29 protein-coding genes and 2 pseudogenes are annotated in these 23,378 nt (G+C 40.6%); 17 read left to right on the top strand and 14 right to left on the bottom strand.

Annotation, left to right across the window (positions count from 1 at the left end; genetic code table 11):
• Positions 1-312 precede the first annotated feature (312 nt).
• Positions 313-513, bottom strand: a pseudogene (locus tag FD725_RS17510) (DUF2887 domain-containing protein); the annotation flags it as partial.
• 72 nt (positions 514-585) lie between these two features.
• Here FD725_RS17510 and FD725_RS17515 point away from each other — a divergent pair.
• The gene (locus tag FD725_RS17515; RefSeq protein ID WP_179049321.1) at positions 586-834 is read left to right on the top strand and encodes a hypothetical protein; all 249 of its coding nucleotides are present in this window, start codon (positions 586-588) and stop codon (positions 832-834) included.
• Complete coding sequence (locus tag FD725_RS17520; RefSeq protein ID WP_179049322.1) at positions 831-1,094, top strand: type II toxin-antitoxin system RelE/ParE family toxin; 264 nt, start codon at positions 831-833, stop codon at positions 1,092-1,094. Before FD725_RS17515 ends, FD725_RS17520 begins: the two co-directional genes overlap by 4 nt.
• Before the next feature lie 203 nt (positions 1,095-1,297).
• Here the strand turns inward: FD725_RS17520 and FD725_RS32570 are convergent, their stop codons facing one another.
• On the bottom strand, positions 1,298-1,501 hold the full coding sequence (locus FD725_RS32570; protein ID WP_179049323.1) for a hypothetical protein: 204 nt from the start codon (positions 1,499-1,501) through the stop codon (positions 1,298-1,300).
• Between the two features lie 53 nt (positions 1,502-1,554).
• Between FD725_RS32570 and FD725_RS17530 the strand changes: the two genes are divergently transcribed.
• Positions 1,555-1,830, top strand: coding sequence for a type II toxin-antitoxin system ParD family antitoxin (locus tag FD725_RS17530; RefSeq protein WP_179049324.1), 276 nt, complete (start codon positions 1,555-1,557; stop codon positions 1,828-1,830).
• Positions 1,827-2,135: a type II toxin-antitoxin system RelE/ParE family toxin gene (locus tag FD725_RS17535; protein WP_179049325.1), complete on the top strand. Its 309-nt coding sequence runs from the start codon at positions 1,827-1,829 to the stop codon at positions 2,133-2,135. Before FD725_RS17530 ends, FD725_RS17535 begins: the two co-directional genes overlap by 4 nt.
• A 51-nt stretch (positions 2,136-2,186) precedes the next feature.
• Here FD725_RS17535 and FD725_RS17540 read toward each other — a convergent pair whose 3' ends face one another.
• Positions 2,187-2,504 carry a prevent-host-death protein gene (locus FD725_RS17540; RefSeq protein ID WP_179049326.1) on the bottom strand — a complete coding sequence of 106 codons (318 nt, stop codon included), beginning with the start codon at positions 2,502-2,504 and terminating at the stop codon, positions 2,187-2,189.
• Between the two features lie 142 nt (positions 2,505-2,646).
• Between FD725_RS17540 and FD725_RS17545 the strand changes: the two genes are divergently transcribed.
• Together FD725_RS17545 and FD725_RS17550 are read left to right on the top strand one after the other, a co-directional pair.
• Positions 2,647-2,922, top strand: a complete 276-nt coding sequence (locus FD725_RS17545; RefSeq protein WP_218653199.1) for a hypothetical protein — start codon at positions 2,647-2,649, stop codon at positions 2,920-2,922.
• Positions 2,912-3,145: a hypothetical protein gene (locus FD725_RS17550; RefSeq protein ID WP_179049327.1), complete on the top strand. Its 234-nt coding sequence runs from the start codon at positions 2,912-2,914 to the stop codon at positions 3,143-3,145. The genes FD725_RS17545 and FD725_RS17550 overlap by 11 nt, the downstream gene beginning before the upstream one ends.
• A gap of 73 nt (positions 3,146-3,218) precedes the next feature.
• On the opposite strand, the pseudogene FD725_RS33160 reads toward FD725_RS17550, so the two are convergent.
• Positions 3,219-3,326, bottom strand: a pseudogene (locus FD725_RS33160) (hypothetical protein); the annotation flags it as partial.
• Positions 3,327-3,426: 100 nt separating this feature from the next.
• Here FD725_RS33160 and FD725_RS17555 point away from each other — a divergent pair.
• The 5 genes from FD725_RS17555 to FD725_RS17575 all read left to right on the top strand — a co-directional run bounded on the left by FD725_RS17555 (position 3,427) and on the right by FD725_RS17575 (position 8,044).
• Complete coding sequence (locus tag FD725_RS17555) at positions 3,427-3,939, top strand: calcium-binding protein (protein ID WP_179049328.1); 513 nt, start codon at positions 3,427-3,429, stop codon at positions 3,937-3,939.
• Positions 3,940-4,206: 267 nt separating this feature from the next.
• Positions 4,207-5,037, top strand: coding sequence for a dienelactone hydrolase family protein (locus FD725_RS17560; RefSeq protein WP_179049329.1), 831 nt, complete (start codon positions 4,207-4,209; stop codon positions 5,035-5,037).
• 104 nt (positions 5,038-5,141) lie between these two features.
• Positions 5,142-5,684, top strand: coding sequence for a GNAT family N-acetyltransferase (locus FD725_RS17565; RefSeq protein ID WP_256871644.1), 543 nt, complete (start codon positions 5,142-5,144; stop codon positions 5,682-5,684).
• 465 nt (positions 5,685-6,149) lie between these two features.
• Complete coding sequence (locus tag FD725_RS17570) at positions 6,150-7,613, top strand: alpha-amylase (protein WP_179049330.1); 1,464 nt, start codon at positions 6,150-6,152, stop codon at positions 7,611-7,613.
• Positions 7,614-7,714: 101 nt separating this feature from the next.
• Positions 7,715-8,044 (top strand): low molecular weight protein tyrosine phosphatase family protein, encoded by a 330-nt coding sequence (locus FD725_RS17575; RefSeq protein WP_179049331.1) that lies wholly within the window; start codon positions 7,715-7,717, stop codon positions 8,042-8,044.
• 278 nt (positions 8,045-8,322) lie between these two features.
• Here FD725_RS17575 and FD725_RS17580 read toward each other — a convergent pair whose 3' ends face one another.
• From FD725_RS17580 to FD725_RS17620, 9 genes are all read right to left on the bottom strand, one after another.
• Complete coding sequence (locus tag FD725_RS17580) at positions 8,323-8,766, bottom strand: hypothetical protein (RefSeq protein ID WP_179049332.1); 444 nt, start codon at positions 8,764-8,766, stop codon at positions 8,323-8,325.
• A 426-nt stretch (positions 8,767-9,192) separates the two neighbouring features.
• A complete protein-coding gene (locus FD725_RS17585) occupies positions 9,193-10,434 on the bottom strand; it encodes an HhoA/HhoB/HtrA family serine endopeptidase (RefSeq protein WP_179049333.1) in 1,242 nt (413 codons plus the stop codon).
• A gap of 204 nt (positions 10,435-10,638) precedes the next feature.
• Positions 10,639-11,259: a hypothetical protein gene (locus FD725_RS17590; RefSeq protein ID WP_179049334.1), complete on the bottom strand. Its 621-nt coding sequence runs from the start codon at positions 11,257-11,259 to the stop codon at positions 10,639-10,641.
• Between the two features lie 59 nt (positions 11,260-11,318).
• Complete coding sequence (locus tag FD725_RS17595) at positions 11,319-12,029, bottom strand: cadmium resistance transporter (RefSeq protein ID WP_179049335.1); 711 nt, start codon at positions 12,027-12,029, stop codon at positions 11,319-11,321.
• An 84-nt stretch (positions 12,030-12,113) separates the two neighbouring features.
• A complete protein-coding gene (locus tag FD725_RS17600; protein ID WP_179049336.1) occupies positions 12,114-12,338 on the bottom strand; it encodes a hypothetical protein in 225 nt (74 codons plus the stop codon).
• A 298-nt stretch (positions 12,339-12,636) separates the two neighbouring features.
• Positions 12,637-13,200, bottom strand: a complete 564-nt coding sequence (gene hpsU / locus FD725_RS17605; protein WP_179049337.1) for a hormogonium polysaccharide biosynthesis acetyltransferase HpsU — start codon at positions 13,198-13,200, stop codon at positions 12,637-12,639.
• A gap of 173 nt (positions 13,201-13,373) precedes the next feature.
• Positions 13,374-14,315 (bottom strand): glycosyltransferase family 2 protein, encoded by a 942-nt coding sequence (locus FD725_RS17610; protein ID WP_179049338.1) that lies wholly within the window; start codon positions 14,313-14,315, stop codon positions 13,374-13,376.
• A gap of 38 nt (positions 14,316-14,353) precedes the next feature.
• Positions 14,354-15,289 (bottom strand): glycosyltransferase family 2 protein, encoded by a 936-nt coding sequence (locus FD725_RS17615; protein WP_179049339.1) that lies wholly within the window; start codon positions 15,287-15,289, stop codon positions 14,354-14,356.
• Between the two features lie 242 nt (positions 15,290-15,531).
• Positions 15,532-16,317: a hypothetical protein gene (locus FD725_RS17620; protein ID WP_179049340.1), complete on the bottom strand. Its 786-nt coding sequence runs from the start codon at positions 16,315-16,317 to the stop codon at positions 15,532-15,534.
• Between the two features lie 360 nt (positions 16,318-16,677).
• On the opposite strand from FD725_RS17620, the gene cobU reads away from it, so the two are divergent.
• From cobU to FD725_RS17650, 6 genes are all read left to right on the top strand, one after another.
• On the top strand, positions 16,678-17,232 hold the full coding sequence (gene cobU, locus FD725_RS17625; protein WP_179049341.1) for a bifunctional adenosylcobinamide kinase/adenosylcobinamide-phosphate guanylyltransferase: 555 nt from the start codon (positions 16,678-16,680) through the stop codon (positions 17,230-17,232).
• Positions 17,233-17,361: 129 nt separating this feature from the next.
• Positions 17,362-17,790: a hypothetical protein gene (locus FD725_RS17630; RefSeq protein ID WP_179049342.1), complete on the top strand. Its 429-nt coding sequence runs from the start codon at positions 17,362-17,364 to the stop codon at positions 17,788-17,790.
• A gap of 219 nt (positions 17,791-18,009) precedes the next feature.
• On the top strand, positions 18,010-19,437 hold the full coding sequence (locus FD725_RS17635) for a BCD family MFS transporter (protein ID WP_179049343.1): 1,428 nt from the start codon (positions 18,010-18,012) through the stop codon (positions 19,435-19,437).
• A gap of 24 nt (positions 19,438-19,461) precedes the next feature.
• Positions 19,462-20,277, top strand: a complete 816-nt coding sequence (locus FD725_RS17640; protein ID WP_179049344.1) for an inositol monophosphatase family protein — start codon at positions 19,462-19,464, stop codon at positions 20,275-20,277.
• Positions 20,278-20,750: 473 nt separating this feature from the next.
• Positions 20,751-21,320 (top strand): hypothetical protein, encoded by a 570-nt coding sequence (locus FD725_RS17645; RefSeq protein ID WP_179049345.1) that lies wholly within the window; start codon positions 20,751-20,753, stop codon positions 21,318-21,320.
• Between the two features lie 52 nt (positions 21,321-21,372).
• Positions 21,373-22,329 carry an alcohol dehydrogenase catalytic domain-containing protein gene (locus tag FD725_RS17650; protein ID WP_179049346.1) on the top strand — a complete coding sequence of 319 codons (957 nt, stop codon included), beginning with the start codon at positions 21,373-21,375 and terminating at the stop codon, positions 22,327-22,329.
• Between the two features lie 127 nt (positions 22,330-22,456).
• Here FD725_RS17650 and thiD read toward each other — a convergent pair whose 3' ends face one another.
• Complete coding sequence (thiD, locus tag FD725_RS17655) at positions 22,457-23,293, bottom strand: bifunctional hydroxymethylpyrimidine kinase/phosphomethylpyrimidine kinase (RefSeq protein ID WP_179049347.1); 837 nt, start codon at positions 23,291-23,293, stop codon at positions 22,457-22,459.
• Positions 23,294-23,378: the final 85 nt, after the last annotated feature.

A 23,378-nucleotide genomic window follows, 5' to 3' on the forward strand; every position in this document is an offset into this window, starting at 1 on the left:
CTTGAAAGTCTTGCTTTATCAGGCATTTAGACCATGGCAAAAGACTTAATTAATGCAGATGATTTTCAATAAATTTAATTTTTTCTTGCTTTTTTTAATAAGTTTAAATACTTGTTTGTTTGATAATTTTATTGGTCACAATGAGATTGTCTCTGTTAGACAGAACCGAGAATTATGAGTTAGATTAATTTATAGCGATCGCCCAATACTGTTCGGTTAAAAAAAGAGACGCGATAAATAGCCGTCTTTACGATCATCCTTGCTTCCCGCTTACAATGGAATTAACCCTGACTCTGAAAAATTCCATGCAAAATTCCTAGTAGGATAAATCACCACGCCGCGCCAAGGATTTTTGCGTCTATTTTGGCGTAAGTATAAAGAAATTTCTGATACTCAGCGCAAGTAAATCTCTGCGTCTGGCTGAAACTGAACCTCGACAAAATAAATCGGTACTTCTTGATTTTGGATGGGCAGAAATACACCATCTATTCTGAAGGCTGTTTGCTTGACTTCAGCAAATATCTAACGTTATAAGCATAATAGTGTAAGAATGCAAAAAAAGCCTACATCCTTAATAAGAGAAAAATGTCAGTCATTGTTAAACTACAACTCTCCTTAGAAACTTTTGCAGAAGCAATATCTTCTTTGAATTTAGAAGAAAAGCGTCAACTTCAAGAGATAATTGAGCAACAAATTTTTGAAGCTGAAGAAGCGGTGTACGAAGACGATGCAGAAACACGGGCAGAAATTCAAGCAGTTCGTGCTGAGTATGCAGTTAGTGAGTCCATGACTATGGATGAATATCTTGCTGAACGCTCAAATCGAACATCATGAGTTACACTATCGTTATTTCAAAATCTGTACAAAAGCAGATTGACGACTTGCCAAATGATATTGCGGAGCGTGTAGTTGAGAAAACTCAAAATCTTGCTTTGGAACCCCGTCCTGATGGAGTTGTCAAATTAAAAGGTTTTGATAATGAGTATCGTATCCGGGTTGGTGATTATAGAGTTCGTTATGAGATTGATGATGAAAGTCAAATCGTGCAACTTTTGCAGTGCAAGCATCGGAAAGATGTTTATAAAAAATCTTGATTAACCTGCAATAATACTCAAAACTGCTAACTTAGCACTCTCTACTCTAGCTGCCAAATTTTGATAGTTTTGTCATCGCTACCACTAACTATGGTAATTTTATCATGATTCATATTACTAATATTTGTTTGGTGCGTGACGGCAATTTGAATATGTGGGTGATGTTTTCAATCTTATCACTGCCGTCACACACCCTACTTTGCTCAAGTAAATGGATTGAGTATGGCAATACCACATCCCTCGAAGTCTTTTGTGTTTCTAGTTACTAATGTAATTTGGTGAATTTCGGCAGTTGCGGCAATAATTATGTCCGCTTGAGTGCGAGGTTTTCCTTGAGTTTGTAAGTATCCTCTTAATTCACCCGCACGTTGACCTAGATAATCTTGATTAAGGAGTGATGTCAACAATCATCCTTGCTTACCGCTTACAATGGAGTTAATCCTGACTCTGAAAAAATTCCATGCAAATCTTTTTGCCCCCAGAGGTAGAAGCCCTGCTACAACGCCAACTAAAGAGCGGTAAATATCATAATGCTGTTGACGTTATTGTTGCAGGAATACAACTACTAGAACAGCAACAAGAAGACATATATCAAGGAAGACTGGGAGAGCTTCAGATGGAAGCACGTATTGGATTGGAAGCGTCCCAAGAAGGTAAAGTAGTTGATGGCTCAACTGCAATGGCTCAAATTCTTGCCAATTTGAGATCGCGCTACGGTGTCTCAGACGAAGTATGACTCCACAATTTCGCCTCACTGAGCCTGCAATTCAGGACATCGAGCAGATTGCAGACTATATTGCAAAAAAGTTTGGGTTGACTCAATCAGAGTTGTTCTTGAGTAAACTTGATGCTAAATTTATCAAAATTGCTCAGTTCCCAAAATTAGGAAGAGAGCGTGACGAAATTCTACTAGGTATCCGTAGTCTCCCCATAGATAACTATCTCATCCTTTATATGCCCATAGGAGAAAATGTCGAAATTTTCCGTGTGATTAGTGGTTATCGAGATTTATCATCACTATTTCACAATGATGATGATTGACATTTCTTTCACAATAATTACAACAAAATTCTAGAAATAGAATAACCATTATTATTTAATTGGAGATGAATTGTAATTGAGCGATCGCTCAGAGAGTTCAGCAAATGGGATATGGCGATCGCCGCTACATCGTGCAGGAGTTTCTAAAGTATAATTCTCTTCAGCACACATTTGACGTAGTTCTACAAAGGCATCTCCCAGAGAAGGGACTTGTTGTTGCTGATGCCAAGCCAGGAAATTTTGGAAAAGGTTAGGTTCTATGATTGCAGCCACTAATTTTTCCTCCTTGAAGATTAATTGAGGTTCTGATGCAATAGCATCTATTACCTCTGGCAGTTTTTGTTGTGCTTCGTCAAGTTTCCAGTTCATTGATTTTCAGATTTAATAGCAGGTCATTTTGATTTTAGTTTAGGTTACTTTTTCTGTGTCTACCTCAATATGCAAAACCACTAACTCAGCACGGGCTGCATCGCCCCGCTTCCGCTAACACTACTCTAGCCGCCAAATTTTGATGGTCTTGTCCCGACTACCACTGACAAGCGTTTTGCCATTTAGCTCTTTAAGCCTTAATATTATTTATGCCACAATTGAGGAACAGAATATATATCCTACAACTCGGCAAGCACTCATGTGTATAATTATTTGCCAGTACCTATCCAATTTCTACCGGGATATTCAGCTATTTCGTTTTAGTGACATAACTGGCAACGTGTTTATTTTGGCAGGTGATGAACTGCAAATCATTGTATTTCGTGAGGGAACTTGGAGATTTGTCAATGAAACCTAATTTTGCTCAAATGTCCACAAAAGAATTAAGGGTATATGTACTGGCTCATCGGGAAGATATAGAAGCTTTGGAAATTCTATTTAGTCGCCGTACTCCTGACTCAGAAGCAATTATATATCCGTCAATGTTTACTGAAGACGGTCAACCAATTGAAGAAAATATTCGCATAGCAGAGGAAGCGATTAAACAGAGAATTGACGCGGAAAATAGCGACGATAAATAAGGCGTTACCGAGATAGTTTAGGTGACTTTTTCTGTGTCTAGCTCAATATTCAAAACTGCTAACTCAGCACTCACTACTTTAGCCGCCAAATTTTGATGGTCTTGTCACTAAATAAGGAAAAGCCATTATCATCACCACTGGCAAGGGTTTTGCCATCTGGGCTGATGGCGACAGACCTAAGAAGAGAGTACTGTCTGAGGGTTCATATTTTTGTTATTTAAACTATATACCGCAAAAAATTTATAAATTAAACGATCGCTTGGGTTGATGCTGTTGTTGATTTGGGTGGAGGTAATGACACCTTCAACGGTGGTGTCGGGTCTGATAATATCTCTGGTGGTAATGGCAATGATACCTTGTTGGGTGGTGATGGTAGCGATCGCCTAACTGGAGGTAACGGTGATGACACTATCGATGCTGGTCAAGGTAACGATACACTCATAGGTCAACAAGGACAAGATTTATTAATTGGTGGTGCTGGTAAAGATAGCTTTTATCTAACTTTGCCTGTAGCAGGTGATTTTGATACCATCAATGACTTCTCCATTACAGATGACAAACTGGTGATTTCTCAAACTGTATTTGCTTTGAGTCAAGTTTTAGGTGTACTTGATCCCAGTGTATTTCGGTTAGGTACTAGTGCAACCACAGCAAGCGATCGCTTGATTTATGACCAATCTACAGGTAACTTATTTTTTGATGCCGATGGTTTAAGTACTATTGCTCAAATCAAGATTGCACGACTAGTAAATCAATCCCCTCTGACTAGTAGTCAAATTACAGTGATTGCATAATGCTATTTTTGCTCTCTGGCTTGTTCAGCAGCCTAGATGTAGGCTGGCGATCGCTCATACATAAATTAACCAGAGCTTAAACTGACTTATACTAGACAGGAAATTTATATTACTGTAAATTTAGGGAATAAAAGTATTACAAAAAAGTGCTGTTATGTGATGGAAAAAATCAAGTTTCCATCAGAGTAAAATTTCGACTTGTCATCCTTATCTCAGAGTAATACTGACTGAAACTGAGCATCTCTTGGATAGCTGGATATAAAAATAATGAAAAGAATAACACGCCGCAAATTTATCGCTACTGCTTCTTTAGCAACAGGTTTTGCAGCCGCAGTACAACCCATTTCGGCCGGAGTCATCACTACTGATAATCAAGGATTAGTAGCTGGTGCAGTGAAAATTCCTGTGCCAGATGGTGAAATACCAGCATATAGAGCATTTCCTGCTACTGGCAGCAATTTTCCGATAGTGCTAGTAATTCAGGAAATTTTTGGTGTACACGAGCATATTCAAGATGTGACTCGCCGTTTTGCCAAGTTAGGATATTTAGCGATCGCTCCTGAATTATTTGTCCGTCAAGGCGATGTCTCTAAATTAAGTAGTATAGATGAAATTAGGGCGATCGTTGCTAAAGTACCAGACGCTCAAGTACTATCTGACCTAGATGCCACTGTCAAGTGGGCTGTGAAGTCAAGCAAAGGTAACGGCAACAGGTTAGGAATTACAGGTTTCTGTTGGGGTGGGAGAATCACTTGGCTATATGCAGCCCACAATCCCCAAGTGAAAGCAGGTGTAGCCTGGTACGGGCGGTTAGTCGGTAATGCTACAGAACTCACTCCCAAGCATCCTGTTGATATTGCCTCTACATTAAAAGTTCCCGTTCTCGGACTGTATGGTGGTAAAGATACAGGTATTCCCCTCGATACTGTTGAGCAAATGCGTCAGCAACTCAAAACCAGTAGCAGTAAATCGGCAATCATTGTCTATCCCGACGCACCCCATGCCTTCTTTGCTGATTACCGTCCTTCCTACCGCCAAAAAGAAGCTCTTGATGGTTGGAAACGTCTTCAAGCATGGTTTAAAAAGTCTGGTGTGTAAAATTCAGTAATAATGCGTACGTAATTGGTCAATCGCACTTTGTAGTCAAGCATATTAGCTGCAACTTGTAGCTAGTACAACCCATTGATTTGATTTATTTGTGTGTGAACCCTGTGATAGAAGCATTTTCTACAGCTCGCATGATTGCAGAGCGCTTGCGCTTTGAACATTTTGCAGAGATTGATACGATGCACCAAGATCCGCAGGTGATGGCCACCCTTGGTGGTGTGCGTTCTCCTGAACAGACACGACAGTTTATCGATAAAAACTTAGAACATTGGGAGCGTTATGGTTTTGGCTTATGGGTATTTAGAGATAAAGTCAATGGAAAATTTATTGGTCGTGGAGGTGTGCGCTATGTGAATGTAGCTGGTAATGATGTAGTAGAGTTAGCCTATGCCCTCATGTCAGCATTTTGGGGTCAAGGATTAGCAACAGAAATGGGTGAATCTATCCTCAAAATAGCTATTGAGCAACTGGGTTTTTCCGAGTTGGCTTGTTTTACCATGACTACCAATTTTACATCTCAACGAGTTATCCAAAAATTAGGATTTCGATATGAAGGTGACATCGTACACGCCAATTTACCTCACGTATTTTACCGTTTGCAGGCTCCACATAGTCTAAAAATAGGGGCTAGAAGCTAGATGGATTTTCATGTTTGGTAGCAAATCATATCAAGTTCAGCTAACTACTTACGATATGGTTAGTCTTGTTGGTAACAGGTAATTGATCTTTACTATTACCTATTACCAATTAACAACGTCAAACAGATTATAAGTGTTTAGCTGTAGAGAGTGGTGGTATTGGGCGTACAGGTCACGTTTTAGCCGCCTGGCTAGTCAGTGCTAGGGGATTTTCAACCAAAGATGCCATAACTGCTGTCAAACACACAGGTAGAAATCCTTATGAAGCCGTTATTGCCTCCATCTTCATAGGTAAAAACCCTTTTAAAATTGCTAAAGAACTCAACACACTTCTGAATAATTGCCGTTTGCATAATACCTAAAAGTTAAGCTTTCTCAAAAATCTTAAGTATTTTTTCCAAATGTAACTGTCTCAATCCTTACTTTACCTATATAGAATATTTCTCAGTGTGTACAGGATGAAATATGGCAGAGCTGAATGGCACGATCATGCAATACTTCCACTGGTACATCCCCAATGATGGCAATTTGTGGAGCAAGGCTGAAAGTTCAGCACAGGAATTAGCTAACGCAGGTTTTACAGCCTTATGGCTACCACCGGCTTATAAAGGATTTGCGGGATCGTATGATGTTGGTTATGGTGTGTACGATTTGTTTGATTTAGGTGAGTTTGATCAAAAAGGCTCGATTCGGACTAAGTATGGTACACGCCAGCAGTATATTGATGCAGTTAAATCTCTGCAAGCCAAAGGTATTCAAGTTTATGCAGATACGGTGTTGAATCATAAGATGGGTGGTGATGCAGCCGAAACACTCAAAGCAACACCCTTTCCCCAAAACGATCGCCTGAATTCTAAAGGTGGATTACAAGAAATTAAAACATACTCCCATTACTATTTTCCAGGGAGAAAAGGTAAATATTCTAACTTTGAGTGGCATTGGTGGCACTTTGATGCTGTTGATTATAACGAATATAACAGTGGCGATCGCGGTACAGTGTACTTATTAGAAGGTAAAAAATTTGATGATTATGTAGCTTTAGATAATGGGAATTTTGCTTATTTGATGGGTTGCGATCTCGATTATCAAAACGAGTGGGTGCGGGGCGAAGTTACTTATTGGGGTAAATGGTATCTTGATAATACTAATGTCGATGGTTTTCGTATAGATGCGATCAAGCATATTTCCGCTTGGTTCTTTCCTCAATGGATTGAGGAGTTAGAACGCCATGCTGGTAAAGATTTGTTCATGGTTGGGGAATATTGGGCTAACGATATTAATACCCTCAATTGGTATATCAATACTGTTGGTGGACGGATGTCTGTATTTGACGTACCGCTTCACTACAACTTCCATCAAGCCAGCAAATCTGGTGGTAAATATGATATGCGGCGGATTTTGGATGGGACATTAATGCAGCAACGTCCCACCCATGCTGTGACATTTGTGGAAAATCATGATTCCCAACCTCTACAAGCATTGGAATCTGTTGTCGAACCTTGGTTTAAACCCCTAGCTTACGCCATCATTTTATTGCGGAGAGAAGGTTATCCTTGTGTCTTTTACGCCGACTACTACGGCGCAGAATACGAGGATCGGGGATACAAAATTTATCTGCCAGCCCATCGTTGGATTATTGATAAGTTACTTTACGCACGCCAACATTATGCTTACGGCCCACAGTATGATTACTTTGATCACTGGAATACGATTGGTTGGACACGCTTAGGCGATGCAAATCATCCACAAGCGATCGCTGTTATTTTGAGTGATGGCCCAGAAGGCTCCAAATGGATGGAAGTTGGCAAACCCAATACTAAGTTTATCGACTTAACAGAACACATCAAAGAACCCGTATTTACTAATGATGCCGGTTGGGGTGAATTCCGTTGTCAAGGCGGTTCAGTATCGGTGTGGATTCAAGCCTAGAAATTTCACCCTTGATATCAATTAAAAATTCAAATTTTATCGGGGGATGGGCAAAATGCTCACCCCATAAAATTAATGATTTATTTCTGGGAAAGTCCTTAATGAAAAAGTTGTTATTTATCTGTAGCCAGAATAGATTACGAAGTCCCACAGCTGAGGCTGTATTTGCTGACTACGAAGGATTAGAGACTGATTCTGCTGGATTAGATCGCTCTGCCCAAGTAGTAGTTTCTTCTGAGGCTATTGAGTGGGCTGATATAATTTTCGTGATGGAAAAATCACATAAACAGAAATTAGCTAAAAACTTTCAGCCATTCCTGAAAGACAAGAAAGTGATATGTTTAGATATACCAGATGAATTTGCATATATGCAGCCGACTTTAATTGATATTTTAAAGAAAAAAGTGATACCTTTATTAGGTACATATTAGAGGACGTTTGAAAAGTCTGTTTCTTTGTCATGTTGAATGCAGCGTAGCGGAATGAAACATCTCGGTATGTGCCACAAAACCTAGATTCTTCCTGACGCGGAGCGTAAGGAAGAATGACATTTTTATACCTACTGAAACTTTTCCAACACCCTCTTAAAAATATGTAGTATAATATAGCAGTATACAGTTGATTATTAGGCAAAATTTTAATTAAAAAATAAAATAATCAGGTAATGCTAACTGCTATATTGAACCTCTAATTTGCTGATCGAGAATTATTATTTACCAGAGCAGTAACTATTGATTTCTTTGACTATCACACCTTCTTCCACACTACTTTTTTGTAAGGTTGCCAAAAAGCGATTGGCATCCTTGATATTCTTTTTATCTACAGCTGCTGCTGTATCATTTAAACCTTTGCTAATGTCTTGATAGAGTTTGAGAAAGCGCGTTTGAAAAGCCTGTAATTTTTCATCTTTGATTTCTAAGCCTTTCATTTCTGTACTGATTTGGTCTATCTTGGTAGCAAGCTCCTTCAAGCTTTGAGAACCCTTAACAGCTTGAGGATCTTTACTAGATTGTTGACCTAATACAGATGCTTGATTAGCAACTTTGATGATTTTGTTACATTGAGCAACCTTACTTTCTCCACAACCAGCAAATAGTAAGGCGATCGCAGCTGCTAGAGAAAGTGTAGCAGTTTGTTGAAGCACACTGGACATATCTTCTATTACCTCCGCATATTTCTGAGACAAGTGATACCATTTCACTTTAATAATGATACAAATACGTGAGTCCGTCAGTCCGTCAGGGATTGTAAATCCCTGTCTCATAGCTAAAGTCCTCTCAAGAGGACTGAATATCAGAGTCCATTTTAATGGACTTAAGCTATGAGACCACCGTTTTAACGGTGGGCGGACAATACCCAACGAGTAAGCTATATGTATCAGGATTTTTGTGAATTGGTATGAGGCTTAAAATCCATTATCAGCAAGGATTTTGCCACTAACTTTTTTAGCAATACTACTCTATACTTGATTATTTCTTATATGTGTATCTAATTACATTTCTATAAAAAAAGCTGAAACACACTGCAAGAAAGTGTTTCAGCCTGAGTTGATAATTTTTCTGTTTTGCTACTGTGATACCTACTGCACCTGTTGACTGGGGAATGCACCAGGTCTGACAGCTAAATTCACGTTTTGGCCATTGCGTCGTACTTCTAGCTGCAAGTCTCCACCTACTTGACTATTTTCCACTGCGTTCTGCACACTACTAGCATCAGCAACAGATGTTCCATTTAGCTTTTGAATGACATCGCCAGCACGTATCCCTGCTTTGGCGGCTGGGGAATTAGGCATGACTTTGACAACTAAAACACCTTTATCTTCATCCACACTCAAACCACTATTGGGATCTGAGTTAATATTTTGCTTAATTTGTGGTGTCAAACCTACCATTTGGATACCCAGGTAAGGATGCTGTACTTTACCTGTAGCGATCAATTGATTAGAAATACGCTGTACTGTAGCAATGGGAATAGCAAAGCCTAAACCCTGTGCGCCTTGGATAATGGCGGTATTCATCCCAATAACTTCACCACGGTAATTCAGCAGAGGGCCACCAGAGTTACCAGGATTAATTGCTGCATCAGTTTGAATATATTCTACGCGCTTGTCGGGTGCGCCAATTTGATTGCTAGTACGTCCGGTAGCACTGACAATACCCGTAGTGACTGTATTATCTAATCCTAAAGGATTGCCAATAGCGATCGCCCATTGTCCTGGTTGTAGTTGCTCAGAATTCCCCAATGCTACTGTTGGTAAATTGTCTGCCTGAATTTTCACAACCGCAACATCGGTTAATTCATCTTTCCCCAATACCTTACCTTGATAGCTACGCCCATCTTTGAGTATCACTGTCACCGTATCCGCACCATCGACGACGTGGGCATTGGTAATAATCCGCCCATCATTACTGATGATAAAACCAGAACCAGTACCTCGTTCGACTTTTGATTGTGACTGAGGTAATTGGGAACCAAAGAAACGTTGGAAAAAGGGATCGTTAAATTCTGCTGGTAATTCAGATTTGACAGTCCGAGAAGAATCAATGCGCACCACAGCCGGGCCGACTTTCTGCACCACCTGAGTTACAAAGTTGGGATCTGTGGTATTCGGTAATGGTGGAGCTGCATTGACACGACTAACAGCTAAATCAGCTGCTTTTTCCCGCAACTGCTGCTGATTTCCGGCTAAATAGCCACCTGCTAAAGTCATTCCCGATCCCAGAAGCACCAATGATAGCGATGCCACCGCTTTTTTCCAAGAAGCTTGATGATAATTTTTATTGTTTAATGCTGGAGATTGATCTTGTATTTGGTTCGCCATAGTTGTCTGTAAGGATATTTATATCTAGTAACTAATCTAAATATTGTTTATGGCGACTTTGTGGCGATATTGTTGCACTGTTGTGAAAATTTAGTACTGGGTACTGGGTATTGGGTACTGGGAAGATGGAATATAAAAATACCCGACTTTTTTAAAATCGGGTATCTGATTATTTCAAGCTACACAAATTAAACAGGATAGCGATTAATCTTCAATTGGTGCGTTAGGAACACTGGCATCAATATCAGCCTGGGAAAGGTTAGGAATCGACCAAGTTCCTTCTCCTGCTTTAAAAACTTGAGTTGGCGGAACATTGAATTCAACAGCGCCAGTTTCTGGATTAGCTTTAGCTACTAATTGTGTTCCATCGACAATTTTAATTGCTAGAGGTTCGGTTAATTCTTGTCCTAGTTCAGTCACTAAGCTACCAGTTGGTAGATAAACACCATCACAATTCCAATCGTTATCTGTAACTTGACCATCACCTAAAAAGTAGAGAGTATTTTGTTGAGGTGATTTTTTGGCTTTGTGAGCATACACACCTAGAGTTTTGCCTGTTTCATTACGGCATTGTGCCCAATCTTGTGCTGTTTCTAAAATGTATTTTTGTAATTTCAAATCACCCAATTTTTTTTGAATCTCTTCTGGAGTATATTCAGTTTGATCAGGTGTATTTTTGATTTGCAGGAGATTATCAATTGCTTGGGTAACTTCAGTGTAGTCCGAACTTTTTGTTAAATCTGGTCTGCCTGCCCAAGAGGGTTGAGCAATGAACAAATTTAGCAAAAGTACTAAGGCAACGAGGGCTGTTTTTAAAAGTTTCATAGATTTTGTCCTGGTAGTTTTCGAGATAGAAAATTTGCAATTAGCTTTTCTATTTGCTTCTATAGACGGCTAACAGTAGGTGCTTTGTAAACTTGAATTATTTTCATGATTAACGCCAAGCACACACAGCTTATGACTAAAGCCATAGGAGTCAACGAAGCATGATCTAAAACAATGAACACACCGATACTGATCAATACGAGAGGAACAAAATTGTTGCCGTATTGAGTAATTATGTTGGCAACTATTGGCTGGCAAGTCAGTTTATAAGTCATGAAACACCAAACTCCAACTAATAGTAGAAATGTGCTAATAATAATTAGTAAACTATAAAAACTGGTATTAGCAAATAATGGCATATAAATACCTACATTATCACCACCATTAGCAATAGTTATCGATGCTACACTATATATTTGAGGAGAGAGAAAACCCAACACCTGAGAGGAATAATTAGATATATCTGCTTCTGGTTCATCTGTAGCTGAGGAATCATCCTCTGGATGCAGAAGACGACTTATGCCTGCAGCGATGGGTACTAAACCTAACAAACCAGTCCAACTGGCGGGTAAGATTAAGCCTCCAGCAAAACCAACTAGACTAGCTACAATCAATGTACCAAAGCCAAGATATTGACCGATGACAATGTGCCAACTCCGGAAAGTTTTATTCACCTGGGAGAATAACAACGTCAGGATGACTAAATCATCTATGTTAGTCGCTGTAAAAGCTGTAATTCCGGTGGTAATTGCTGTCATAAGTTCATTCATTTCTATCTCTCCTCAATCTTGGCACTGGCTTTGTCTAAGTTATGTTTAGTGGATGTCTGTCAATACAAGTGAATATTTCAGTCACTAAAATGCTGTAATGATAGTGTTGATATAAACCCAACCTGCCAAAACCAGACTTTGACTAATCAAAAATCTCCAAGAACCAACTTCAGCCGCTAACTTATCGGCTAGGCGTTCTCCACAAGTCATGTTTTCACTGGAGGTTGCTTTTACCACTTCTACAACCTGGGGTTTTTGAGCTAATTTGGCATCAATATTGTTGGAGAAGAGTTTTTGTAATGGATTCATGTTGCACCCGTCTGTTTAATTTCCATCTTTGTGTTGCTTGATGTTTTTAATCTACGGTTGAAACATGATAACTGCAAATACTATTTTTTGTTGATTTGATAAATTGATTTTATGAATTATGCGGTTTTGAGTTGCGGAGTAGTGCGGCAAGGGTAAAATGTTGCTAAAAATTGTAGGTTGATTGTAGGGGTAGCGTCACCCAACACCAAGATATACATTAGATATCTGGTGAAAATGAATGTAGAGACGTTGCAGTGCAACGTCTCTACAAGGATTTCGGGCAATGCTAAATCCCCACCTATTCCTTCAGTCTGGCATATTGAGGGCGACAAGGACTACCCCAGCATACTTGCCCAGCAGGCATATCCGTGAGAACACTACTACGCGCACCGATGACAGCATTTGCGCCTATGTTCACTCCTGAGGCGACGAAACAGTCGGTAGCTACCCAAGCGCCATTACCAATGGTGATACCTGCTGTCTTTAAGCCAAAAGCAGGATCGTGAATATCATGGCTACCAGTGCATAAATAACTTTTCTGGGAAATTACGCATTGTTCACCAATATAAATTTCATCTAGGCTGTATAAAACTACATCATCACCAATCCAACTGTAATCACCGATAGTGATTTTCCAGGGATAGGTAAACCGGGCGGTAGGGCGAATAACTACGCCTTTACCAATGCGCGCACCAAACAGCCGTAATATCCAACAACGCCAAATATTTAAAGGATGAGGCGATAGGGGAAAAGCGATCGCCTGTACCAACCACCATAACAAAATATACAGTCCAGAACGTCCCCGATCAAACCTAGATTGGTCATATTGGCGTAAATCTACGAAAGGTTTGTCGTTAGTCATTGGTCAATAGTCAATAGTCAATAGTCATTGGTCATTGGTCAATAGTCAATAGTCATTGGTCAATAGTCAATAGTCAATAGTCATTGGTAAAACTCTTACCCATTACCCATTACCCATTACCCATTACCCATTACCCATTACCCATTACCCATTACCCATTACTCATCACTATTCTATGTTGTCGATTGTTCGATTTCTGGAGTTAGAGATGGTGGTAATGTGGTGGAAGAATTTGCGGTGTTGAGTTGTCCACCACAGTTGCGTAATTCGTACAGTTTCACACCTATTTGATATTCATATTGACTGAGTAATCTGCCATAGATATATCCAGCTTGTCCATCTAAAAAACCTAGCCGGATAATATAAAACAAAATGAATCTTAAAAGCGGTTTAAAGGGGAGACGTACCCAAACTTTTTTGAGAAAGCGTTTACGTTGGACGGCTTCACCAAATAAATTAGCTCCAATAGTACCGTCATCCATTTGCCCTGTGATGAGATTATAATAAACGCGGGCTTCCCAGTTGGAATAACGGTTGTGTCGCTCTAACCAGTGGTAAACATCACGGAAATCTTCATGGAGCATATCATTTTTGAGATATCCGACTTTACCTTGTAAAACAACGTGTTCGTGAACTTCGTTATCGCCAGTGTTGGGAACGTCTTCGGTGTGCAAATTTTCGTAGCGACCTAGTTTGTGTTGAAATAATCTCAGATTCCAATCGGGGTACTTGCCACCATAACGAATCCATTTACCTAAGAAAAATACGCGGCGATTGAGATAATAACCTGCGTATTCTTCAGTTTTAATTACTTGAGCAATTTCGTCCCACAATTCATTGGGGATACGTTCATCACAATCGACAATCAGTACCCATTTGTTGCGAAATGGTAGGTTATCTAAAGACCAATTTTTCTTTTTTGGCCAGCGTCCATTAAAGTAAAACTGGACTAAATTAACACCATATTCTTTAGCAATTTCAATGCTTTTGTCACTGCTTTGAGAATCTACAATAAATATCTCATCTGCTCTTTGAAGACTATTGAGACAAGCTGGTAAATTAGCTTCCTCGTTTTTGGCGGGAATGAGTACAGAAACAGGAACTTTTAATGACATATATGATTTATTTTAAGTGACTATTGACTACTTTCTTGTTACTTTTTACTATTTCCGGCAAACAGCAGACCTTGAATGGCAGCGTTTAAGTAACCTATCTGACCATAACTATATACAAGGTTATCAAAACGTTCTGCTGGATCTGTAAAATATCGCATGGCTTTGTACAAACCGCGTACAAACCTTTCCCCTCCCCGTGATAACTGACTGATACCCGCTTTTCCAGATAATTGTTCTCTATAGCACTCACTAATTCCTTGCCACCAACCCCGGTTTAAGAACCAAGAACGATTGAGGCGTTCTGGGGCTACGTTGTGAGCCACCAAAGCTTCTGGAAGATAAGCGACTTGCCAACCACATTTGAGAGCAAATTCTGTCATTTGCAGTTCCTCGTTAGATAAGAGGTTTTTTCCTACTCGACCCAAATGAGGATCAAAACCACCAATTTCTTCTAGAAAAGTGCGGCGGATGGAGTAATTTAAGCCTCTGGGAGTTAGCCCTGGTTGCTTGATGTAGATTATGCTATCACCTAAATCATAAGCTCCTAAATTTCCTGCTAGTCCAGGTGATAACCACCGTGGCGGCTGGATATCTGGAGGCCACAAAAGGGTGACTTTACCGCCAGCGATCGCTAGTTGTTCATTCTCTTGATAAGCTGCATACAATACTTGCAGCCATTGATGACTAGCAACTGCATCATCGTCTAAATAAGCCAGAATCGCCGCACTGGCAACTTTAGCACCAGTATTGCGAGCTACAGATAAACCAATGGTAGGTTCAAAGATATATTTTAGCCGGGGATGGCTTTCTCTTTCGGCAACAACTTCGCGGGTGCGATCGCTAGATCCATTATCTACCACCACAACTTCAAATTCACCTGAGAAATCCTGAGCCAACAAGCTATCAATCGCTGCACCTAGATAGGTATCACGATTGTGAGTACAAATAATGGCAGAGATTTGGATTTCTGGCATAAGTATCGGTTGTGAATTTGACAACTAAATTGGTAATTAGTAATTGATTTTTTGCCGTAGCCCGTCCTTGAGCATAAATATTCACGCAATCTCTACCTTTGTTTTACCTCCCTTCTTTTCTATTGCCTATTGCCTGTTCCCTATTTCCTACTCCCTACCAGCAGGTGTGATTGCCCAGAGCTAATCTATACTCAGACTTTCCTCGCTACCAACCGGGTTTCTGCGGAAATAATATCAAAATTTCATGTTTGCTGGATGTGGCTGTGTAAAACTACCAGTGTTTCTGCTAGTTGACTAAGTTTAGTTTCCAGGTATTGCTTGCGTCCCAACATTTGACGTAATTTTTGGTAACGAGCGATCGCCATACTCACACTGGCTAGCTGATCTGATGGACAAGGACGTGACCAAACTTGACCAGAATTATCAACCCCACAGAGGCGGTAACCTGTAATTTGAGCTGGTGATTTTCCCTCACTAGCACAAATTTCTTCGACATAATTCATCAGGCGATCGACTTCTGCATGACGCAGAGTAGCTGTACTTCCTGTTTCTGGTTCTTTGGGATTAGATTCTAACCAACCATTAACAATCGGCCCTTCCAAATAAATATCTTGAATTTGTTGTAATATGCTTTGTAATTCCTGCTGCCACCCAGCTACGTGTTCTTGAATTTCTTGGAGTATATTCATTGCCAAGGCGGGATTAGCACCGTGGCGATGGCTACTGAAGGAAGGAGTTTTAAATTTTGGCAAACTAGGCGTTTTTCCAACCCCTTCTTCTGTAGGAAAGGTTTGTACAGAACTGTGGTGAGGAAATAAATTTTGTTCTGTTCCCAGTTCAGCTTGAGAGTCTACTTCCCACTCCTTTGTCTTTTCTTGAGCGCTAGCTTCGCTTTCTGTAGTATCTTTAGCTGTGACACTAATCCTAAAAGACAGTGGCCGCTTAGTCGCATCTCCTGCTTCTCCAGCAGTATCTTTAGTGTCTAAATCGTGTAAGGTTGCCTCAATCCGTTTTATGCCTGCTTTCATAATGTATTATCCTGAAATCGACTTGCCCCAAGGCTATTAAATTCATGAAAAATGGGGTTGTTAAGATTCTTAGCTTTCGCTAATTTTTGCATATAAAATGCTGGTAATAATTTTATCTCTTAAAAGTTATTTAGGTTTATTAATGTCAATGGTCAATAGTCAATGGTCATTAGTCATTAGTCAGTGGTCATTAGCATTTATTCTTCTCCCCTGCTTCCCCTGCTTCCTCTGCCTCCCCTGCTAAATCAGTTATCAGTTACCAGTTAATAAACGTTCACTGTTCACTGTTTACTGTTCACTGTTTACACCCCTCACTCTCTCACTCCCCTTCCTCTATCCTGTATATCTGGAGAAATAACTTTGGGTAAAGTCGTTTTAATTACGGGGCCGGCTAGGTCTGGCAAAAGTGAATGGGCTGAGATTTTGGCGGTACAATCACAGCGAACTGTGATTTATGTGGCTACGGCAACTAAGAGTCCTGATGATGGAGAATGGCAACAACGCATTCAACAACACCAAAATCGTCGTCCTCCAGATTGGGTGACACTGGAAGTTCCTGGGAATTTATCGGCTACGCTTGGAGAAATTCAGCCGGATGCTTGTGTTTTGGTTGATTCCTTGGGAACTTGGGTAGCGAATCTTTTAGAGCAGGATGAGGTGAGATGGGAAGATACTGTAGCGGAATTTTTAGAGACGGCAGAGTTAGTGGCGGCTGATCTGCTTTTTGTGGCTGAAGAGACTGGTTGGGGTGTGGTTCCAGCATATCCTTTAGGTAGAAGATTCCGCGATCGCTTGGGTGCTTTAGTCCGTCAGTTAAGTCCTCTGTGCACGGCTGTCTATTTGGTGACTGGTGGTTATGCTTTAAATCTCAAACTGCTGGGTACACCGTTACCAACATCATCAGATTATGAATGATTAAGTATTTATTGAGAGATGTTAAGAGAATTTGCTTGTTATTTAAACGTGCAATCTCAGACTGATTCTTAATAGAAAATTAAAAAGTTTGTATTAAAAATTTCCCAATACCGACTGTAAGATCATGGTATGGCAACTAAAGAAGAAGTCAAAAGATATCTCTCCTTCTGGTTTCAGTTGGGTAAGAGAGTAGTGGTCGGTAATGGGGGAACAAGCTTGTTACCTCAACCTATTTTCCAAGGCGATCGCTATAGTCAAGAATTTGAGGAATGTTGGCAAAAGATTATCTTGCCATCGTCAGGTGATTGTTATCTGGAGGGGACTAACGAGACTATTGCCGAGATGCTAACGCCAGTATGGGAAATATTAGCTTGCAGCCGTTGCACCATGCCAGTACCCATGCGAAACATCGGTATGCCCCCAGAATCATGTCCATGTACTACTTTACCAAGCTGGCCTAATACGGAAATACCAATACCCAGACACCCAGTTAGTAATCAAGAACAACTCAAAGTAATCCGCGATCGGCTTTTGCAAAATCTGACGAAAACCAAGTAATAAACATAACTAATCTAAATTAATTTACTGTGCTTTCCCTGTGAGAATGCACAGTATTTTTTGTGGCTATTTAATGAGAACTGGGGCGATACTCCTTAGCAAACAGTGGCTGAAGGGCTAATCCAGCTTTTTTCATATTCAATGTAGTGGAGTCACTTCTGACCTTTATCCTAAAAAAAGACGCAGAAAATCCTAGAGAGATACCTTTAGAAAATAGCTATGGAAGTCCCCAACATCCCTGAAGATTCCCAGAGAGATAAGTTGAGCCAGCAAAAAGTCAAAATCCAGACGATGTTGCAGTTAGGCTTATTTCAGATGGGATTAGGCATCATGTCGGTTTTAACACTAGGAGTGCTAAACCGGGTGATGATTGATGAGTTGAAAGTACCGGCGTTGATTACAGCTGGAGCTATTGCTATGCACCAATTTGTCGCTCCGGCGCGAGTGGTGTTTGGGCAAATGTCTGATGCCAAGCCCTTGTTTGGTTATCATCGGACAGGCTATGTTTGGCTAGGATCAGCTTTAAGCGCGATCGCTTCTTTTTTAGCAGTACAAGTAGTTTGGCGAATTGGTTTCAGTTTGCAAGCTGGAACTTGGACAGATGCAACCTCCGGTTGGGTAGCACTATTGGCTTTGATTTTCGCTGTTTATGGTTTAGCTCTAAGCGCTAGTTCCACTCCATTTACGGCTTTGCTGGTGGATATTTCCGATGAGGACAATCGCTCCAAATTAGTCGGGGTAGTTTGGTCGATGCTGATGGTAGGAATTATTGTTGGGGCGATTATGAGTAGTGGTTTACTCAAGCAAATAGAGTTAAACGCTCCTTTAGAAGTCTTACAAACCCAAGTCAACCGCTTGTTTACCATTGTGCCGGCAATAGCATTTGGACTATGTTTAGTAGCTACAGTGGGTGTAGAAAAAAAATATTCCCGCTACAGTAGCCGGACTGTGGTGGCTAATCGGGAAGATAAAATAACTTTGGGCCAAGCACTCAAAGTTTTGACTGCTAGTCGTCAAACTGGCATATTTTTTACCTTTTTGTTGGTGCTGACACTCAGCTTATTCATGCAAGATGCAGTCCTCGAACCCTATGGTGGTGAAGTCTTTAAGATGACGATCGCCGAAACTACAAAACTCAATGCTTTCTTTGGTACAGGAACCCTGTTAGGCTTAGGCTTGACGGGGTTTTTGATTGTACCGCGTTTGGGTAAAGAAAAGACAACTAAGCTGGGTTGCATTGGGGTAGCCATCAGCATGATCTTGATTATCCTGGCAGGAACAACAGCGAATCAAAAATTGTTGCAAATGACCTTGATCTTGTTTGGTTTGGCTTCTGGTGTCACCACCACTGGTGGATTAAGTTTAATGCTCGATTTAACAGCCACAGAAACGGCGGGAACATTTATTGGTGCTTGGGGATTGGCGCAAGCAATGGCGAGGGCCCTTGCAACTGTCTCTGGTGGTGCAGTATTGAACTTAGGCAAAAATATTTTCCAGACACCCATCCTAGCCTATGGGTCAGTGTTTGCTACTCAAGCATTAGGCATACTAGTAGCATTGTGGCTTTTAAGTCGGGTCAATGTGGCAGAATTTCAGACAAATGCCAAGACAGCGATCGCTTCTGTGTTGGAAAGCGAGTTAGACTAAAATGCTTTTGCGTGAGAATTGCTCATGAACGATTTTTGGACTACAGTTCTCGATTTTGCCCAGACTACCACCATCAGAGTGGGACAGCAACTAATGCAGGATTTTGGGCAGGTGCAAGCTTTGCAAAAAGCTGATGGTAGCTTAGTAACACAAGCTGATAAATGGGCAGATCAGGTAATTCGAGATGCGATCGCTTCTACTTTTTCTGGCTATGGGATTTTGAGTGAAGAAGGCGAACATACTTTTCCTGATACGGAATGGTGTTGGGTGGTTGATCCTTTAGATGGGACAACTAACTTTACACGGGGTATTCCCATCTGGTCGATTTCTCTGGCTTTACTTTATCAAGGTACACCGATTTTTGGTTATGTCTACGCACCACCACTTAATCAAGCCTTCCACGGTTTTTGGCCAGGTACATCGGGATTAAGCACACCATCAGGGGCATTTCTCAATCATCACCCCATCCATACCAGTAGTGATCATCCCAGTAGTAATCACTTTTTTAATCTCTGTTCTCGCAGCCTATCAGTGATTCAAACAGGCTTCCCATGTAAAATTCGGATGCTGGGTGTAGCTAGCTATAATTTCCTCACAGTTGCCACTGGTGCAACATTGGGGGGTGTGGAAGCGACACCTAAAGTTTGGGATTTAGCAGGTGCTTGGGTCATTGTCCAAGCATCTGGCGGTAGCTGGATATCTCTCAATGCACCACCATTTCCCTTATTAGTGGGGGAAGATTATGGCGATCGCTCTTTCCCCACTCTCGTTGTCAGTCGTTCCGAATTAGTCCCAGTTTTTACACCTTTCATGAAAAATGTAAAAATTCGTACTACGTAAGATACTCTTATTTACCTAAGTTGTCTGTAAGGTAGCCAAAATTTTACAAACGACTTGGGTAATTTCTCAGGATCTTAATTGTTTATCCTGTATTATGTATTTAAAGTTTCAGTAATACTAATTAAATATCAAATCGGCAATAGAATCAATTTATTTTCCTAACTTGTTGTCTAAAAAATTGCACATGATACCAAACTGTCTATCTATGGATTTTGGCTGAAAATATTGAGTATAGCTACCAATCTTCAACCGATATTCAAGATAAGTTATTTAGTAAATAATGATCAAAACAAGCATGGTGATTATTTATGAAGTTGTTGATAATTTCATACCTTCAACTATCCATCTAATATATTTATTTTCAGTATTTCTACTATGTGAATGTGAAAATTTAAAGTTATAACTTTATAATCTACCTGAATTAATTTACGCAAAATATTAACATACTGATGGTGCATTAAGTATAAAAAGCAATGTTATCTAATTTAGATTTATTAAGAGAATTTGTAGCCCAATCCATCCAAAAACAAGACATTTTGTTAGCAAATGCGACTTTACAGGCTCAGACAGTTTATAAAACCAACCAAGTACTAGCTAAAACAGAAGGCATAATTGCAACTACTCAACTGACTAATACACAACTAGAATTCTCCATAAAAGCTACCTCATCCTATTGGGAATTGATGAATGAAGCACTAGCGGATCACAACTACATTCTCACAGGAGAAATAGATAACCGTAATTGCTACCGTTATCAGTACTGCCCATTGCCCCAAGGTTATCGAATGCACTGTACTAAATCAGTCTCCCTATGGCGAGCTTGGTGGAAATACCGTAAAAATAGATTACAATTAGGTATTCCCTTAGATTTGCTGATCCGTACTCGCAATTCATGGTATCCCATCAGAGATTTAATTATTAGTGATGGTCTTCTGTATATCAAAACTTTGGGAAGTGAAATTGCTGTCCACTCCAACGACTTGGTAATTTGGTTAAGTAAAGTAGAAGTGAAATTCTCCAATACACCAGAACTTGAAGACTAATTCGTAATTCGTAATACCCTACGGGAAAGCTTGCGCCTAAGTAATTTTTAGTATGAAAGGAATCTGGCTAGAAAATAGGCAATTACAACTACGTTCTGATATTCCTATCCCAGAACCACCGCCGGGAGAAGCTTTGGTGCGTGTCTTGCGTGCAGGTATCTGTAACACAGACTTGGAACTACTCAGAGGCTACTATCCTTATACTGGGATTTTAGGACACGAATTTGTTGGTGTAGTTGAACAAGGGCCAGAACACTTAATTAACCAGCGAGTAGTGGGAGAAATTAACGCTGTTTGTGGTAAATGTCGTTTTTGTCGTCGTGGACAACCCACTCACTGTGAAAACCGTACAGTTTTAGGTATCGTTAACCGTCACGGGGCTTTTGCTGAGTATTTGTGTTTACCTGTAGAAAATCTTCATCCAGTACCGGAAAATGTACCCACAGATATAGCAACATTCACCGAACCTCTAGCAGCAGCATTAGAAATTCAGCAGCAGGTAACTTTCAGTAGAGACGATCGCGTGTTGGTCGTAGGAGATGGTAAGTTAGGTCTACTAGTAGCACAAACACTGGCTTTAACTGGTTGTCAACTGTTGGTTGTTGGTCGTCACCCAGACAAACTAGCTCATCTACAAGCACGAGGAATTAAAACTGGTTTAGTTGATGCTGTAACAGATAGAGCTTTTGACATCGCTGTAGAGTGTACAGGCAACCCAGAAGGATTTGCGATCGCTCAACGATCTCTACGCCCTCGTGGTACTCTAGTACTAAAAAGTACCTATGCAGGCAAGCTGAGTTTAGATGCGTCAGCTTTAGTAGTAGATGAAATTACACTAATTGGTTCCCGTTGTGGTGTTTTTCCCCCAGCACTCCAATTGCTAGCGGAAGAAAAAGTAGACGTAAAACCCCTAATTCATACCTCCTATCTCCTCACGGAAGCACTGACAGCTTTTGAAACAGCTCAACATCGGGGTGTATTAAAGGTGTTATTGGTCAATAGTCAATAGTCAATAGTCAATGGTCATTGGTCATTAGTCATTAGTCATTAGTCAAAACTCAGCACACTCAGCACTCTCACACTCCCTCACTCACTCTTTACTCATCACTCAGCACGGGCTAAACGCCCCGCTATCGCTAACAGCACTCAGCACTCCCCACTAACAATGGGAAAAAATGCCCCACTGGGCCTTGTCCTTGGCCGATATCTAAGGCGTAAGTGAGTGCGGTGGTGACGTAATCTTTGGCTTTTTGTACAGCTTGGGGTAAATTTTCACCTTGGGCTAGATTAGCGGCGATCGCAGCTGATAATGTACAACCAGTACCGTGGGTATTTTTGGTGTCTACTTGCTGTGTGGTGAGAGTTTCTAGCTTTTGTCCATCAAACCAAATATCCACACCACGTATATTTCCCTGCATCCCTCCACCTTTAACTAAGACAGCTTTGGGTTTTAAATGACGATGAATGACTTGCGCTGCTGCTCTCATATCATCTAGAGAATTTACAGGTAAACCGCTTAAAATCTGCGCTTCGTAGCGGTTGGGTGTAATGATAGCTGCCTTGGGGATCAATTGTTGACAGAGCGTTTTTACAGCGTCATCATCAATTAATTGCGCTCCTGTCCTTGATACCATCACCGGGTCAACAACTAAGTTATCAATTTGTAAAGCTTCTACTTGTTGAGCAACAGCCGCAATAATTTCCTGGTTAAGTAACATTCCCGTTTTTGCCGCTTGCACCCCAATATCTTCAACAACTGCTTGTATTTGAGCTACAACTGCCTCTGGTGGCATTGCATCAACTCTGGCTACTCCCAATGTATTCTGTGCTGTAACGCAAGTTACCGCACTAGTACCGTGGACACAATGAAAAGCAAAGGTACGTAAATCAGCTTGAATTCCTGCACCACCACCACTATCAGAACCGGCAATAGTTAAAGCAACAGGAACCCTGGATATTATTTCAGTGTTCATAAAATGAGTGAGGGAGTGAGGGAGTGAGAGAGTGCTGTTAGCGATAGCGGGGCGTTTAGCCTGTGCTGAGTGCTGAGTCAATTTT

It is taken from the genome of Nostoc sp. TCL26-01, from assembly GCF_013393945.1.
In the GTDB taxonomy this organism is placed as follows: domain Bacteria; phylum Cyanobacteriota; class Cyanobacteriia; order Cyanobacteriales; family Nostocaceae; genus Trichormus.